The sequence below is a fragment of the Pseudonocardia halophobica genome (genome assembly GCF_027922425.1).
Lineage (GTDB): Bacteria > Actinomycetota > Actinomycetes > Mycobacteriales > Pseudonocardiaceae > Pseudonocardia > Pseudonocardia halophobica.
Genome location: NZ_BSFQ01000007.1, coordinates 105463 through 120432, shown reverse-complemented (window position 1 = coordinate 120432; position 14970 = coordinate 105463). Strand labels below are relative to the sequence as shown.

Here is a 14970-nt window from a genome sequence, read left to right as displayed (position 1 = left end):
GACGCGCGGCGGCCGTGCTGGGATCATCGGCGTGAGCGAACTCCTGCTGCTGTCGAACTCCACCAACCACGGCGCGCCGACTCTCGCGCACGCCCCGCTCGCGGAGTTCTACGAGGGCCGCGAGGTGCGCTTCGTGCCGTACGCCCTCGCCGACCAGGCGGGCTACGCCGAGGCGATCGGCGCCGCCTTCGCCCGGGCCGGGCTGCGGCTGCGCAGCGTGCACACCGAGCCGGACCCGGCCTCGGCGCTGCACACCGCCGAGGCGGTGTGGGTGGGCGGCGGGAACACGTTCCGGCTGCTCCGGGCCCTGCAGCGGCTCGACGGTCTCGCCGCGATCCGCGAGGCGGTCGCCGGCGGAGCCCGGTACGGCGGCGCGAGCGCCGGTAGCAATCTCGCCTGCCCGACGATCCGCACCACCAACGACATGCCGATCGTCGAGCCCGCCGGGTTCGCCGCGCTCGGTCTCGTCGGCTTCCAGGTGAACCCGCACTACCTCGACCCGGTACCCGGGTCGGCCCACATGGGCGAGACCCGGGAGGAGCGGATCCGGGAGTTCCTCGAGGAGAACGCCGTGCCCGTCGTCGGGCTCCGCGAGGGCGGGTGGCTGCGGGTGTCCGGCCGGGCGGTGACGCTGCACGGGTCGGCGCGGGTGTTCCGCCGCGGCGCGGAGCCGCAGGAGTGCCGGACGGGGCCGCTCAGCCCCTGACCCGGGACGGGGCCCGGCCGACCGCGAGCCGCAGCCCGATCTCCACCAGGGCCCAGCCGACCCGTCGACGCAGGGGGGACGGTTCGACCGGGAGCCGGCGCGCGAGGCGGCGCAGCCGCGCGACCTCGGCGGCGCGGAGCAGGTCCGCGTGCCGTTCCCGGACGAGTCCCTCGGCGACGATCGGGTGCAGGACGGGGCCGGTCATACCGGGAGTTGGTACCCGCCGGGCGGCGGCGGGGCGATCGGTTTTCGCCAGGGGCGAGCGCCGTTCGCCCAGGGCGTGCGGACGCACGACGCCCGGTCCGCGGCGGGGCGGACCGGGCGTCGGGGCCGGGGGAGCGGCGGGTTCTCAGGCCCAGCGGACGACGTCGGAGTGCTCGAGGCGCGGCAGGCGCGGGAACCAGGCGTCGGGGCCGGGGTGGCCCAGGTTGACGACCAGCAGGACCTTCTCGCGGCCGCCCGGGTAGAACTCGGCGGTCACGGCATCGTGGTCGAAGCCGGCCATCGGGCCGGTGGCCAGCCCGTGGGCGCGGGCGGCGAGCAGGAAGTAGCCGATCTGCAGGGTCGAGTTGAAGCGGGCCATGTCCTCGCGGCCCTCGCGGCCGGAGGCCTCGAAGGCGTCCTTCATCTCGGCGCGCGCGGGGAAGGTCTGCGGCACGAACTCGTGGAAGTCCAGGTCCGCGGCCAGGATGGCCACGACCGGGGCCTTCTCGGACTTCGCCCGGTTGCCCTCGGCGAGCAGCGGGAGCAGCCGCTGCTTGCCCTCCTCGCCGCGTACGAAGGTCACGCGCAGGGGCTGGGTGTTGGCGGCGGTCGGCGGCCACTTGGCCAGCTCCCACACCGCACGGAGGGTCTCGTCGGAGACGGGCTCCGGGGAGAACGTGTTGGCCGTCCGGGCCTCGGTGAAGAGCGCTGCGCGGCCCGCGTCGTCGAGGACGGGGAGGGTCACGGGGCTGTCAGTCACTGTCGTCACGAGATAGTCAAACGCTCAACACTCCGGGGTGTTCCGATGTTGCCGGTGGTCTCGGTCACGCATGATCACGAGGAGCCGGGACGGGAGCGGCCCGGGGCCTCGTGCTCCGGTAGTCTCCTCGGCGTGCACGTGACCCGGGAGCCCGCGCCGCCTGCGGCCGTGCGCTGCCGCGACGCGGTCGACGAGGCGCTCGGCTCCGTCCGCGCCGAGGGCCTGGAGCCCAGCAGCACGGGGCTGTCGCTGTGCGAGGCCATCGCCCGCGGGGAGCTCGACCCCGAGCAGGCCGTCGCGCGGCTGACCGCGCACTACCGCCCGCACCGCCCGGCTTGAGCTGGGATCCCTACCTCGATCTCCGCACGGGCGTCCTCCGCAACCGGCTCGGCCTGACCGATCCCGTCGCGCTCGCCGCCGCAGAGGCCGACTTCAGCGCGGCCCGGCTCGCCGGCCTCGAGCTGCGGCCGGTGCCCGGCGGCTACGACCTGGCCCACCTGCAGGCCTTCCACTGGCACGTCTTCGGCGACGTCTACCCGTGGGCCGGGCAGCTGCGCACCGTCGCGCTCGGCAAGGGCCGGTTGTTCTGCCCGCCCGCGGAGCTCGAGGACCGCGCGGCCGTCCTCTTCGCCGACCTCGCCCGCGACTCGCACCTGCGCGGCCGCGCCCGAGCGGACTTCGTCGCCGGGCTGGCCGGGCTCCTCGCCGGGATCAACGAGCTGCACCCCTTCCGGGAGGGCAACGGGCGCGCTCAGCGCGCCTTCCTCGCCCAGCTCGCCCGCGACGCCGGCCACCGGATCCGGTGGGCCGCCCTCGACCGCGGGGAGAACGTCCAGGCGTCGGTCGCCGCGCACGCCGGGGACCTGGAGCCGCTGCGCCGGATGCTCGACCGGCTGGTGGTGGGCCGGGACTGACCCGTTGGCGGACGGCCCGTGTCAGGCTAGCCTGACACCGTGGACCCGTGGCGCGAGGCCCGGGAGGCGCTCGGACGCCTCGCCGGCAGGCGGACCCGTGAGGGGGCGCTCGACGCCCTCACCGACATCGGCTCCCTGCGCCGCCTGCTCGACCGGGCGGAGCTGGAGGCGGTGCGGGACGCCCGGGCCGGGCGGCGGTCGTGGGCCGAGATCGCGACGCGGCTCGGCATCACCCGGCAGTCCGCCTGGGAGCGCTGGCGGGAGCTCGACGAGGAGGACCCCGACCCGCTGCGGCGCGCCGCCGAGGAGGCCGCCCGGGACCTCGCCGCCCGCCCCGTGACCGTGCCCGACGTCGTCGGGATGACCTGGGCCGCCGCCCGGCTGCGGCTGCAGGAGGAGCGGCTGGACATCGTGAGCGCCGATCCCGACCTGCCGCCCTTCCTCGGCCCCGAGGCCGCGGACTTCCGGGTCGTGGACCAGAAGCCGGCGGCCGGCGAGCGGGTGGCGGCACACACGGCCGTGACGGTGTGGCTGCGCCGCGGACCCGGCTCGGCCGGGGTGACCGCGCCGCTGCGGCCGCCCCCGGACCCGCGGGCCCGCCGCGGCGCCGTCGACGAGGCGACGGGCGAGAGCGTGCCCTGACCGCAGGCGCTCCGGCGGTATCCGGAGGACACTGGTCCACGATGTCGTCCCCACACCCGCAGCCCGGCCGCGCCGAACGGCTGCGCGCCGCCGCGGCCCGGGACGGCGCCGCGTGCGTGTGGTGCGGGCGGCCGTGCGTCGGCCTCGTCGCGCCGACGACCGACCACCTGGTGCCCAAGGTCAAGGGCGGCCCGAGCTGGGTGGAGAACGAGGTCGTGGCGTGCCGGCGCTGCAACGCCGCGCGTGGACACCGCAGCCCGGCCGAGTGGTTCGCCGAGTGCGAGCGGCGTGGCTGGGAGCCGAACCTCACGGCGGTGCTGGGCGCGCTGCGCGCCCTGGACGCCGCGATCGCGGCCCGTGGCGGGCAGCGGCGGGCCCGGCCGTATCTCGCCGCGCAGTTGCGTCGGTTGGCCCGCGCCGAACAGGAGCGCCGGGCGTCCTAGTCGCCGGCGAACCCCGCGCCGAAGGTCCCGGGCGGCCGGTCGGGCAGCGCGAGGTCGGCCACGAGGCCGAGATGGTCGCTCGGCGGGGTGCCACCGGGCCCGCCGGTGAAGGCGAGCTCGCAGGCGGCCACGCGGAGGGTGGGGCCGTGGCTCGTGCCGCGCACCAGGACGTAGTCGATGCGTCGCGGCCGGACCAGCGGCATGTCCCCGGCCGCGACCAGCGGGTTCGCCGGCGTGAAGGTGTGCCCGGGCTCGCCGGGGTGCGCGGTCTCCCAGGCGTCGTGGTAGCTCACGCTCACGCCCTCCAGGGACTGGCGCCCGGTGAGGAACCGGATGCTCGCCGCGTCGGGCGTCGCGTCGAGGTCCCCGAGCAGCACGACGTGGGCCGGCCGTTCCGCCACCACCCGCTCGACGAGCTCCGCGGTCGCCACCGCCTGCAGCTCGCGCTCCCGTTCGAGGTCCAGCTGGTAGCAGGGTTTGTGATGGGCGACGACGAGCGGCCCGAGCCCGGGCGCGTCGAGCTCGGCGACCACCGCGCCGCCCCACGGGAACTCCCGGGCGCGCCGGGTGACGTCGAGATCCAACCGGTGCACCCGCGCGAAGGGCCACCGGCTCGCGAGCACGGCGGTGCTGCCGTCGTCGGCGACCGCGGGGTGCGGGGCGAGGCGGTGGCCGGGAACGAGATCCGGCACTTCGTCGCACACGACCTCCTGCAGCGCCACCACATCCGGGTCGAGCCGCCGCAGCTCCGCACGGATCGCCTCGCGGCGCCGCGGCCCGTCGGCGTACTGCGGGGACAGGGCGTTGAGGGTGACGACCCGGATCCGGGCCGCGGGACGGGTCGGGCTCACCGGCCCCATGCTGCCCGGTCGCCCTGCCGGACCCAGCCCGGCCCGGTTCAGCCCGGCCCGGTTCAGCCCGGCCCGGTTCAGCCGGGCCCCGTTCGGCCCAGCCCGAACGCCCCGCCCTCGACCAGGACGAGCACACCGATCGCGATCAGCACCACCGGCAGCAGGACGTGTCCCCACCGCGAGATCGCGCGGGCGACGAAGGGACGGGTCGCGAGGAAGCGGCCCGCGGCGCACCACACGCCCACGAGCAGCAGGAACACCACGGCGTAGATCACCAGGCCGACGCTGTCCGTGCTCGCGAACACCGGGACGTAGACGCCGATGTTGTCGCCGCCGTTGGCCAGCGTCACCGCGGCGACCGCGAGCAGGCCCGTCCCGCCGCCGGGCTCGTCGCCCTCGTCGTCCTCGTCGTCGTCCTCGTCGCCGCCCTCGCCGTCCCGCCGGGCCCGCCACGCCCCCCGCGCCGCGCGCAGCCCGAGCAGGATCGGCAGCAGTCCGAGGTAGGGGACGACGCCCGAGGGCAGGAACCCGGCCCCGACCGCGCCGAGCAGCGACGCGGCCAGGATCGCGCCGAAGCCGAGGTACTGCCCGGCAACGACCTTTCCCGCGGCGCGGCGGTCCGGGGCCCGCCCGAACCAGAGTGCGAGCAGCAGGAGGTCGTCGACGTTCGTCACCGCGAAAATCCCGGCCGCCTGGCCGACCACCCCGAGCTGCACGCCCCCAGCCTGCCGCGGGGCCCGCGTGCGTTCAGGAGGGGGTGCGCGAGAGCCCGGCCCGCCGGCGGCGCTTCTGCTCGTACATGGCGTCGTCGGCCGCCTTCCAGGCGCCCGGGAAGCCCGTCACGATGCTGTACGGGGCGTGCCCGAAGGAGCCCGAGACCCCCGCCCCGGCCAGCGCCTTCTCCGCGCGCCCGACGAGCTCGGCCGCCTCCTCCGGGGCGGCACCCACGGCGATGATCCCGAATTCGTCGCCGCCCAGCCGGGCCAGCACGTCGTCCCGCCGGACGGTCGCCGCGAGCGCGGTGGCCGCGCGTCGGATGTACTCGTCCCCGGCGTCGTGCCCCTGCACGTCGTTGACGGTCTTGAGGTTGTCCAGGTCGAGTACGACCACGCCGGCCGTGTCGCCGAACCGGCGGAACCGGTCCTCCTCCTGCTCGACGAACCGGTCCCAGCCCCGGCGGTTGAGCAGGCCGGTCAGGGCGTCCGTCTCGGCCTCCCGGCGGGCCCGCTCGAGTTCGCGGGAGGCGGCCGTGGCGGACAGGTCCGCGTCGAGGACGGCCGACAGCAGCCCCGAGAGCAGGTCGAGCAACGGCAGCTGGTCGCGCAGGGCCGCGGGCTGCGGCGACGGGTCGTAGCCGCAGACCGTGCCGAACAGCCGGCCGTCCCCGCTCACGATCGGGGTGCCGACGTAGGCGCTGATGTCGATGGGCGCCGCGGCCGCCATCTCGGCGTACTGGGGGACCTCGCGGACATCGGGCGCGATGCGCGGCGTGGTGCCCTCGATCATCGTGTGGCACATCGACTCGGTGAACGGGAGGCTCGTGCCGGGCGGGAGGTCGTAGCCGGTGCCCACGGCGGTCAACAGGATCTGCCGGTCGTCGACCACCCGGGTCACGGCCCAGCCACCCAGGGGCACGGTCTGCTGCAGGTACTCGAGCACGCGCCGGCATGCGACGTCGAAGCTGCGGGTCGGCAGCAGGGCGTCGGCCACCGCCGGGGCCACCCGGGGTCCCGGAACGGTGAGGGCTCTGACGACGCCATCCGTTGGAGCGGACATCGGCGGCAGGGTAGCCCACACGGGGCGGGCCACACCTGCCGATGGCACCAACGGGCTACCCGGGGACCGCGGTACACCCGACCGTGTACCGCCGACCCCGTGACCGCGGCCCGGCTCAGCCGGCCGGCACCTCGACGACGGCGATGTTGTTGCCGTCCGGGTCGCGCATCATGAACAGCTTCGGCGCCCCGGGAGTGCTGTCGTCCGGCGCGGCGTCGAGGTCGACCCCGCCGATGGCGCTCAGCCGGGCGTGCTCCGCCGCCACGTCGGCCGTCTCGACGCCGATCGAGCCGCCCCCGGGCTGGTCGAACATCGGCGGGTTGAGGGCGAGCCGGGCCGCCGAGCCGGGCGGGGCGACCTCGAGCCAGCGGTACTCGTCGTTCGGGCCGAAGCGGCTGTCGCTGCGGACCTCGAAGCCGAGGACGGTCGTGTACCACTCCTTCGCGGCGTCCTGGTCGGCGACGGTGAACATGACCACCCCGATGTTGGAGATGCCGCTGCGTGCCTTGGTGTCGTTGCTCATGCCCCTACGACCGCGGGCCGCCGCGGAACTCATCGGCCGCCGGCGGATTCCTTCCGCCCGATCGCGTCGAGCTCGGCCAGGGCGTCGGCCGGCAGCTCGAGCCCGGGGGCCGCGACGTTCTCCCGCAGGTGCGCGACTGCCGACGTCCCGGGGATGAGCAGCATGTTCGGCGATCGCTGCAGCAGCCACGCGAGCGCGACGGCCAGCGGGGTGGCACCGAGCCGGTCGGCCACGGCGTCCAGGGCACCGGACTGCAGCGGGGAGAAGCCGCCGAGGGGGAAGTACGGCACGAACGCGATGCCCTGCTCCGCGGTGAGGTCGACGAGGGCGTCGTCCGCGCGGCGGGCCACGTTGTAGAGGTTCTGCACGCAGACGACGGGCGCGATCGCCTGTGCCTCGGCCAGCTGCGCGGCCGTCACCGTGCTGAGCCCGAGGTGCCGGATCAGCCCCTGCTGCTGCAGCTCGGCCAGCGCCTCGAACTGCTCGGCGATCGACCCGGGCTCCGGTGCCTCGACCCCGCCCATCCGCAGGTTGACGACGTCGAGCCGGTCGAGGCCGAGCCGGCGCAGGTTGTCGTGGACCTGGTCGCGCAGCTCGGCGGGGGTGCGGGCGTGCGGCCAGCCGCCCTGCTCGTCGCGCCGGGCGCCGACCTTGGTGACGATGTGCAGGTCCGCCGGGTACGGCGCCAGCGCCTCGCGGATCAGCTCGTTGGTGACGTGCGGGCCGTAGTAGTCGGCCGTGTCGATGTGGGTGATGCCGAGGTCGACGGCGGCGCGCAGCACCGCGATCGCCTCGTCCCGGTCCTTCGGCGGCCCGAAGACCCCGGGGCCCGCGAGCTGCATGGCCCCGTAGCCGACGCGGGTCAGATCCAGGTCGCCGGTGCGGTAGGTCCCGCCGGGCAGCGTGGGCAGTGGCATGACGTCCTTCCCGCCCGCCGGCCTGTTGCGGCGGGCGATCTCCACCGTGCCGCAGCCCGCCCACGCGCGGAACGCCCTGCTGTTCCTGGGAGTGGCGGGACCAGGCTCGGGTCCCTGACCCGGGCGTACGGTGATCGCGTGGCCCGACCGACCCCGCTGGGGGAGTACCTGCGGGCACGCCGCGAGCTCACCGACCCCGCCGACGCGGGGCTGCAGGTCGCCGGCGTGCGCCGGACCCCGGGCATGCGCCGCGAGGAGGTCGCGACGCTCGCCGGGATCAGCGCCGACTACTACCTGCGGCTCGAACAGGGGCGCGACCGCAACCCGTCGCCGCAGGTGCTCGAGGCGCTCGCCCGCGTGTTCGGGCTCGACGCGGCCGCCACGCGCTACCTGCTGGGCCTCGCCGGCCCGCAGCCGGTCCGGCGGTCCCGGCCGCGCCGCGAGGTCGTGCCGACCGGGATCCGGCAGCTGCTCGACGCGCTGAACCTGCCGGCCTTCGTCGAGAGCCGGATGTTCGACGTCCTCGCCGCCAACCGGCTCGCGACCGCGTTGTCCCCGAACATCCGCGCGGGTGAGAACCGGTTGCGGTCGGTCTTCCTCGACGAGGCGGAGCGGGACCTGCTGCCGGACTGGGAGCAGGCGATCGGCGGCATGGTCGCGGCCTTCCGCGCGTCGATCGGGACGGACGTCGACGATCCGCGGATCGTCCGGCTCGTCGGGGAGCTCTCCCTGGCGAGCGAGCCGTTCCGCCGGCTGTGGGCGCGCCACGACGTCACGGCGCTGGCCGGGGGCCCGGTGCGGATGCTCCACCCGCAGGTCGGGATGCTGGAGCTGCGCCGCGAGAAGCTGCCGATCGGTGACTCGGGCGGGCAGCTGCTCGTGATCCACCACGCCGAGCCGGGGTCGGAGACCGCCCGCTCGCTCGCACTCCTCGGGTCGCTGGCCGCGACGCCCGGCGCGGCCGCTCCCATCGAGGAGCAGGGCTGACGTTCCCGGGCCCGGCTCAGCCGGCCGGCGTGGCGAGGCGACCCGCCGCGCGCCCGAGCGCGAGGAACAGTTCGGTCGCCGCGTGCACCAGCTGGTCCCGGTCGACGGGGATCTCGCCGTCAATCCAGCGCGTGAGCAGCTCGCTGAACCCACCGACCAGGAACGCGGCGACGATCCGGTGCTCGGAGCGCGGCTCCTTCCCGGCCGCCTCCAGGGCGACCAGCCCGGCGATGTCCGACGACGACTCCCGCCGCCGGCGCTGCAGCCGCTCGTGGCCGCGGCCCTCGACGTACAGCACGCGGGCCCGGCGCCGGTCGGAGTCGACGAACTCGGCGGTGCTCGCCACCGTGGCCCGCACCCGGGCGACCGGATCGTCGCCGCCCGCCGCCACGGCCGCGTCGACCGTCGTGTGCAGCTCGGCGACGACCCGGTCGAACACGGCGACGACCAGGGCGCCGATGTCGTCGAAGCTCTCGTAGAAGTACCGCGCGTTCAGGCGCGCCCCCGCGCACACGCCGCGGACCGTGGTGGCTGCGAGCCCCTGGGTGCCCAGCAGTTCCAGCCCGGCGTCGAGCAGCAGGGAGCGCCGTTCGGCCACGCGATCGGCCGCCGGCACGCCCGCCCACCGCGGGGGTCTGGTCGTCTCGTCAAGTCTTGGCAACGCGCGTGACCATACCTTACGGTTCTGGTCACAACCGTTACCAGGAGGTGGCAGCGTGGCCACGGAACGCTCCGTCGACGTCGGCGGCGTCGCTCTGCACGTCGTGGAGGACGGCCCGCCGGACGGCCCCGTCGTCGTCCTGTCCCACGGGTTCCCCGAGCTCGCGTACTCCTGGCGGCACCAGATCCCGGCGCTCGCCGAGGCCGGGTACCGGGTGCTCGCCCCCGACCAGCGTGGCTACGGCCGCAGCTCCCGCCCCGGGGCGATCGCCGACTACGACATCGCGCACCTGACCGGCGACCTGATCGCCCTGCTGGACGACGCCGGCGTGGAGAAGGCGACGTTCGTGGGCCACGACTGGGGTTCGATGGTCGTCTGGCAGACGGCGCTGCTGCACCCCGAGCGGGTCGACGGCGTCTGCGGGATGAGCGTGCCCTTCGCGCCCCGCCCACCCGCGCCGCCGACGGCGTTGTGGCGCAAGGCCTTCGAGGGCCACTTCTTCTACATCCTCTACTTCCAGGAGCCCGGCCCGGCGGACGCGGAGCTCTCCGCGGACGCGACCACGACGATGCGCAGGCTGCTGTGCGGGGTCCGCAGCGAGGGCGGCGGGATGACCTCCGCGGACGACGGCCGCGGGTTCGTCGAGCGGTTCCCGGAGCCCGAGCGCCTCCCGGACTGGCTCAGCCAGGAGGAGCTCGACTTCTACGCTGCCGAGTTCACCCGCACCGGGTTCACCGGCGGCCTGAACTGGTACCGCAACTTCGACCGCAACTGGGAGCTCACGCCGCAGCTCGAGGGCTCGAAGGTCGAGGTCCCGAGCTACTTCGTCGGCGGGGCGCTCGACCCCGTGCTCACCATGAGCCCGCCCGACCGGCAGGACGCGTGGCTCTCCGACCACCGCGGCACCGTGATCGTGCCCGACGCCGGGCACTGGGTGCAGCAGGAGAAGCCGGCCGAGGTCAACGCCGCAGTGCTCGACTTCCTGGGGGGAATCCGTTGAAGCCCGTGAAGCCTCTGAACTTCGGGGTGTTCTACGCCCCGTTCCACCCGTTCGGCCAGGACCCGACGCTGGCCCTGGAGTACGACCTCGAGCGGATCGAGGCGCTCGACCGCTTCGGCTTCGACGAGGCCTGGGTCGGCGAGCACCACTCCGGCGGCTACGAGCTGATCGGCAGCCCGGAGATCTTCATCGCCGCCGCCGCGCAGCGCACCCGGAACATCAAGCTGGGCACCGGCGTCGTCTCGATGCCGTACCACCACCCGTGGCTGCTGGCGGACCGGATCGCGCTGCTGGACCACCTCACCCGCGGCCGGCTGATCTTCGGTACCGGGCCCGGCGCCCTGCCGACGGACGCCTACGTCATGGGCATCGACCCCGTCGACCAGCGGCGCCGCCACGAGGAGGCGCTCGAGGCCGTGCTCGCGCTGTTCCGCAGCGAGGACCCGGTGACCCGCGAGTCGGACTGGTTCACCATGCGCGAGGCGCGGCTCCAGGTGCGGCCCTACCAGTACCCGCACCCGGAGGTCGCGGTGGCGGCGATGGTGTCGCCGTCCGGGCCGCGGCTGGCCGGGCGCTACGGCGCCTCCCTGCTGTCGCTGTCGATGTCCGCCGCGGCCGAGGGCTTCGCCGCGATCGGCAACGCGTGGAGCGTCGTCGAGGAGCAGGCCGCGGCGGCAGGGCAGCCGGTGCCGGACCGCTCGACCTGGCGCGTGCTCGGCCAGCTGCACCTCGCCCCGACCCGCGAGCAGGCGATCGAGGACTGCACCTACGGGCTGCGGGACTTCGCCAACTACTTCGGCGGCGGCGGCGCGGGCTTCGTCCCGCTGTCCGACGGCGGCGACCCGGCCTCGATCACGGACCGGGACTTCGTGGAGCAGTACGCGGCGAGCGGGCGCGCCATGATCGGCACCCCGGACGACGCGATCGCCTACATCGAGAAGCTGCTCGACCAGTCCGGCGGCTTCGGCACCTTCCTCCAGCTCGGCCACGACTGGGCTTCGCCCACCGCGACGATCGAGTCCTACCGGCTGTTCGCGCGGCACGTGATCCCGCACTTCAAGGGCCGGCTGTCCGCGCCCAAGGCCTCCCACGACTGGGCCGTGGCCAAGAAGGAGGAGATCTTCGGCCGGGCGGGCGAGGCCGTGGTCAACGCGATCAAGACCCACGCCGCCGAGACCGGCGCGACCAAGCGGGGGGCCTGATGCGCGCCGGGGTGCTGAACGCCGGGAAGATCCACGTCCGCGACGACGTCCCGGACCCGGTCCCCGGTCCCGGCGAGGTCCTCGTCGAGGTCGCGGCCTGCGGGATCTGCGGGTCGGACCTGCACTTCGCCCAGCACGGCGCGGAGATGCTGGCGCTGGGCACGCAGATCGAGGGGATGGCCCGCCCGAGCCGCCGCGAGCTCGACCTGGACCGGGACGTCTACATGGGCCACGAGTTCGCAGGCCGAGTCCTGGAAGCCGGGCCGGACACGACGGCCCGGCCCGCGGGCACGCTCGTCACGGCGTTCCCAATCCTCCCGCGCGCCAACGGGGACATCGACACGATCGTCTACTCCAACACGATCCACGGCGGGTACGGCGAGAAGCTGCTGCTCGCCGCGCCGCTGCTGCTGGAGGTGCCCAACGGGCTGCCCGCCCACCACGCCGCGCTCACCGAGCCGATGGCCGTTGGGCTGCACGCGGTGGTCCGGTCCGGCATCGAGGCCGGTCAGCGGGCCGTCGTGGTCGGTTGCGGGCCCGTCGGGCTGGCGGTGATCGCCGCCCTGCGCGTCCGGGGCGTCGAGTCGATCGTGGCCGCCGACTTCTCGACGGCCCGGCGGACGCTCGCCGCGACGATGGGCGCCACCGAGGTCGTCGACCCGCGGCAGGAGACGGTGTGGGACCGGGCGGGCGCGGCCACGCCGCTGGTCGTCTTCGAGGCGGTCGGTGTCCCGGGCGTGCTCGACGACATCATGCGCTGCGCCCCGGCCCGCTCCCGAGTCGTCGTGGTCGGGGTGTGCATGGGCGCCGACACCGTCCACCCGTACTTCGGCATCTCCAAGGAGCTGTCGGTCGACTTCGTCCTCGGCTACACGCCGGAGGAGTTCGCCGCGTCCCTGCGGTCGATCGCCGAGGGCGAGATCGACGTGGCCCCGCTCGTCACCGCCCGGGTGGGGCTCGACCGCCTGTCCTGGGCGTTCGACGCGCTGGGCGACCCCGAGGAGCACTGCAAGATCGTCGTGGAGCCGTGAGATGACCGACTGGACCGCCGTCGCCGCGCAGCTGGCCGAGGAGTTCGCGCCGCGGGCCGCCGAGATCGACCGGGAGGGCCGCTTCCCGGTGGAGAACGTCGAGCGCATGAAGGAGGTCGGCTACCTCTCCTCGGTGGTGCCGACCGAGCTCGGCGGGGGAGGGGCGGACCTGGCGACGTTCGCCGCCTGCCAGAAGATCATCGCCGGGGCCTGCGCCTCCACCGCGCTCGCCACGAACATGCACCTGTTCGGCGTCGGCGCCGCGGCCGAGGGCTGGCACGGCGGCGAACGCGGTGCCGAGCCGATCTTCGGCATGGTCACGGCGGGCACGGTCGTCGGCGGCAGCCTCACCGACGCCGCCACCGGGCTCAATGTGCGCACCTCGTCGACTCCGGCCCGCCCGGTCCCGGGCGGCTACCGGGTGACCGGCCGCAAGTCGTTCTGCTCGCTGGCCCCGGTGCTCAACTTCTTCTGGGGCACCGCGGCCGACACCGAGACCGGGCGCCTGCTGCTGTTCGGGCTCCCGCGGGACACGCCCGGGCTGTCGTTCGTCGATACGTGGGACACGATGGCCATGCGCGGCACCGGCTCCTGGGACGTCGTGTTCGACGACGTGTTCGTGCCCGACACCGCGGTGCAGCGCGGGACCGACCCCGCGAGCCCGGCGGTGTGGGACGCCGCGCAGGAGCGGATCTTCGCCTGGTTCGCCGTCTCGGTCGCCTCGGTCTACCTCGGGATCGCCCGCGCCGCGGCCCGGTTCGCCTACGACTACGTCGGCGGCCGGACCGTCACCGGCGCCTCGCTGCCGATGGCACGCCAGCCCGCGCAGGTGACCAGCGCGGCCGAGATCGAGCTGGCGCTGCGGCCGGCGGAGGCGATGGTCAACGACGTGCTGACCCGCCGCGCCGACGGCGAGCTGCTGGCGCCCGCGGACATCCAGGCCCTCAAGCACACCTCGGTCACCGCCGCGGCCGCCGCCGTGGACCGCTGCGTGCGCATGGTCGGCGGCCACGGGATCTTCCGCAGGCTGCCGCTCGAGCGGTACTACCGGGACGTGCGGGCCGGGCAGTTCCACCCGCCGTCCACCGACGTCGCCCTCGAGACCATCGGCAAGGCGGCCCTGGGAATCGACCTGGCGGCGGAGCCGCGCTGGCCGTCCGACTGAACCGGCGCGAGTCTGCGTTTTCGGGGACCCCGTGACAGGGCCCGTTACGGACGAACTGTCATAACGTCGATTATCGGCTCAGATCGATGACCAAGTGCGGACTGCAGTCGGGCACGTGCGGCGTGGCGTGACATGACCGTTCAGGCGAAGAGTTCATTGCACGGGGCGAGCGAGTACACAGTCGAGTGAACGACAGTGGATCGGCTCACACTTAAGCTCATCTCCAGGTCGGGTGCTCGAAGAACGGCCGGCACCGGGTCATGAGGCATGGCAACTTCCGACTCTGGGAGAAGGCATCGTGAGCACTGCAGCCGACCGCGCCGCCCAACTGGATCTCGTGGCGAGGTTGAGGTCTTCCTATCCGGAGCTTCCCGATGCGCCGCCGCCGGATCTGCTCGACCACGACCGCTTCACTGCGTACATGAAGCCGGTGCACGACGTCGGCGGCGAGCCTGACGTGCCGATGAAATACGAGAACAAGGAATACGAGTATTGGGAGCACATGACGTACGTCATGTGCGAGGTACTGGCCTGGCGCGGGATCTGGTTGTCCGAGGAGCGGCGGCGTATCGGCAACGTCGACGTCGGCCGCGCGGTCTATCTCGGCTTTCCCTACTACGGCCGCTGGCTGCTGGCTGTGGCCCGCGTGCTGCTCGAGAAGCACCACATCGGTCTGACAGAGCTCGCCGAGCGGATGGCGGAGGTCCAGCGGCGTTTCGCCGGCGGGCTGAGCGGAAGAACCTTGACGGCGAAGCCCGCCTTCGAGGGCGACGGAACGCAGGTGAAGCGCAACAGCCACGTCGTGCATGCGCTGGGTAAGGGTGACCCTCAGGTGTACGCGGGCAGGGCCGGGGAGCCGAAATTCGCGGTCGGCGATCCGGTGCGGGTCCGGGAACTGCCGGTACTGTTCTACACGCGCACCCCGGAGTATGCGCGCGGCGCCACGGGCCGGATCGCCGCTCTTGCCTATGAGAGCCCCGCGCCGGAGGACGAGACCTGGGACCGACCGGGTGCCGAGCCCGAGTGGTTCTACGTCGTCAGCTTCACGATGGCCGAGTTGTGGCACGGCTACAACGGCACCGCGACCGACACGCTGCGCACCGAGATCCCTGAGCGCTGGCTCGAGCCCGTCGACTGACGACTCCGCCGGAGCGTCCCTCGCCACGAAACGGAAGACAATGGCCGACC

At 74.2% G+C, this 14970-nt stretch carries 19 protein-coding genes; 11 read left to right on the top strand and 8 right to left on the bottom strand.

Annotated elements, in window-relative coordinates; genetic code table 11:
• Positions 1-31 precede the first annotated feature (31 nt).
• Positions 32-706 carry a dipeptidase PepE gene (pepE, locus tag PKE99_RS11225; RefSeq protein ID WP_037038952.1) on the top strand — a complete coding sequence of 225 codons (675 nt, stop codon included), beginning with the start codon at positions 32-34 and terminating at the stop codon, positions 704-706.
• Here the strand turns inward: pepE and PKE99_RS11220 are convergent.
• A complete protein-coding gene (locus tag PKE99_RS11220) occupies positions 696-911 on the bottom strand; it encodes a hypothetical protein (protein ID WP_037038950.1) in 216 nt (71 codons plus the stop codon). The two genes, pepE and PKE99_RS11220, sit on opposite strands and share 11 nt — an antisense overlap.
• Before the next feature lie 144 nt (positions 912-1055).
• Positions 1056-1655, bottom strand: a complete 600-nt coding sequence (locus PKE99_RS11215; protein ID WP_156066986.1) for a malonic semialdehyde reductase — start codon at positions 1653-1655, stop codon at positions 1056-1058.
• A 147-nt stretch (positions 1656-1802) separates the two neighbouring features.
• Here PKE99_RS11215 and PKE99_RS11210 point away from each other — a divergent pair, with 147 nt between their 5' ends.
• Genes PKE99_RS11210 through PKE99_RS11195 form a run of 4 tightly spaced genes read left to right on the top strand, consistent with a single transcriptional unit; the run spans position 1803 to position 3669 of the window.
• Positions 1803-2009 carry an antitoxin VbhA family protein gene (locus PKE99_RS11210; RefSeq protein WP_156066933.1) on the top strand — a complete coding sequence of 69 codons (207 nt, stop codon included), beginning with the start codon at positions 1803-1805 and terminating at the stop codon, positions 2007-2009.
• A complete protein-coding gene (locus PKE99_RS11205) occupies positions 2006-2584 on the top strand; it encodes a Fic/DOC family protein (RefSeq protein WP_037038945.1) in 579 nt (192 codons plus the stop codon). Before PKE99_RS11210 ends, PKE99_RS11205 begins: the two co-directional genes overlap by 4 nt.
• A gap of 39 nt (positions 2585-2623) precedes the next feature.
• Positions 2624-3226 carry a PASTA domain-containing protein gene (locus tag PKE99_RS11200; protein WP_051736533.1) on the top strand — a complete coding sequence of 201 codons (603 nt, stop codon included), beginning with the start codon at positions 2624-2626 and terminating at the stop codon, positions 3224-3226.
• 41 nt (positions 3227-3267) lie between these two features.
• Complete coding sequence (locus tag PKE99_RS11195) at positions 3268-3669, top strand: HNH endonuclease (protein ID WP_051736532.1); 402 nt, start codon at positions 3268-3270, stop codon at positions 3667-3669.
• Here the strand turns inward: PKE99_RS11195 and PKE99_RS11190 are convergent.
• The 5 genes from PKE99_RS11190 to PKE99_RS11170 form a co-directional block, all read right to left on the bottom strand.
• Positions 3666-4520, bottom strand: a complete 855-nt coding sequence (locus PKE99_RS11190; RefSeq protein ID WP_197040387.1) for an endonuclease/exonuclease/phosphatase family protein — start codon at positions 4518-4520, stop codon at positions 3666-3668. The two genes, PKE99_RS11195 and PKE99_RS11190, sit on opposite strands and share 4 nt — an antisense overlap.
• Before the next feature lie 77 nt (positions 4521-4597).
• Complete coding sequence (locus PKE99_RS11185) at positions 4598-5236, bottom strand: cadmium resistance transporter (RefSeq protein WP_037038942.1); 639 nt, start codon at positions 5234-5236, stop codon at positions 4598-4600.
• A gap of 31 nt (positions 5237-5267) precedes the next feature.
• Entirely contained in the window at positions 5268-6296 is a 1029-nt protein-coding gene (locus tag PKE99_RS11180) for a sensor domain-containing diguanylate cyclase (RefSeq protein ID WP_081923625.1), read from the bottom strand.
• 115 nt (positions 6297-6411) lie between these two features.
• Positions 6412-6819 carry a VOC family protein gene (locus tag PKE99_RS11175; RefSeq protein ID WP_037038939.1) on the bottom strand — a complete coding sequence of 136 codons (408 nt, stop codon included), beginning with the start codon at positions 6817-6819 and terminating at the stop codon, positions 6412-6414.
• A gap of 29 nt (positions 6820-6848) precedes the next feature.
• A complete protein-coding gene (locus tag PKE99_RS11170) occupies positions 6849-7736 on the bottom strand; it encodes an aldo/keto reductase family oxidoreductase (protein WP_037038938.1) in 888 nt (295 codons plus the stop codon).
• Between the two features lie 138 nt (positions 7737-7874).
• Here PKE99_RS11170 and PKE99_RS11165 point away from each other — a divergent pair, with 138 nt between their 5' ends.
• The gene (locus PKE99_RS11165) at positions 7875-8723 is read left to right on the top strand and encodes a helix-turn-helix domain-containing protein (RefSeq protein WP_037038937.1); all 849 of its coding nucleotides are present in this window, start codon (positions 7875-7877) and stop codon (positions 8721-8723) included.
• A gap of 16 nt (positions 8724-8739) precedes the next feature.
• Here PKE99_RS11165 and PKE99_RS11160 read toward each other — a convergent pair whose 3' ends face one another.
• On the bottom strand, positions 8740-9339 hold the full coding sequence (locus PKE99_RS11160) for a TetR/AcrR family transcriptional regulator (protein ID WP_271214871.1): 600 nt from the start codon (positions 9337-9339) through the stop codon (positions 8740-8742).
• A gap of 100 nt (positions 9340-9439) precedes the next feature.
• Between PKE99_RS11160 and PKE99_RS11155 the strand changes: the two genes are divergently transcribed.
• From PKE99_RS11155 to PKE99_RS11135, 5 genes are all read left to right on the top strand, one after another.
• Complete coding sequence (locus PKE99_RS11155) at positions 9440-10384, top strand: alpha/beta fold hydrolase (protein ID WP_037038935.1); 945 nt, start codon at positions 9440-9442, stop codon at positions 10382-10384.
• 5 nt (positions 10385-10389) lie between these two features.
• On the top strand, positions 10390-11586 hold the full coding sequence (locus PKE99_RS11150) for an LLM class flavin-dependent oxidoreductase (protein ID WP_037038934.1): 1197 nt from the start codon (positions 10390-10392) through the stop codon (positions 11584-11586).
• On the top strand, positions 11586-12617 hold the full coding sequence (locus PKE99_RS11145) for a zinc-binding dehydrogenase (protein WP_037038932.1): 1032 nt from the start codon (positions 11586-11588) through the stop codon (positions 12615-12617). The genes PKE99_RS11150 and PKE99_RS11145 overlap by 1 nt, the downstream gene beginning before the upstream one ends.
• A gap of 1 nt (position 12618) precedes the next feature.
• Positions 12619-13782: an acyl-CoA dehydrogenase family protein gene (locus tag PKE99_RS11140; RefSeq protein WP_037038931.1), complete on the top strand. Its 1164-nt coding sequence runs from the start codon at positions 12619-12621 to the stop codon at positions 13780-13782.
• A gap of 298 nt (positions 13783-14080) precedes the next feature.
• Complete coding sequence (locus PKE99_RS11135) at positions 14081-14920, top strand: nitrile hydratase subunit beta (protein WP_037038930.1); 840 nt, start codon at positions 14081-14083, stop codon at positions 14918-14920.
• Positions 14921-14970: the final 50 nt, after the last annotated feature.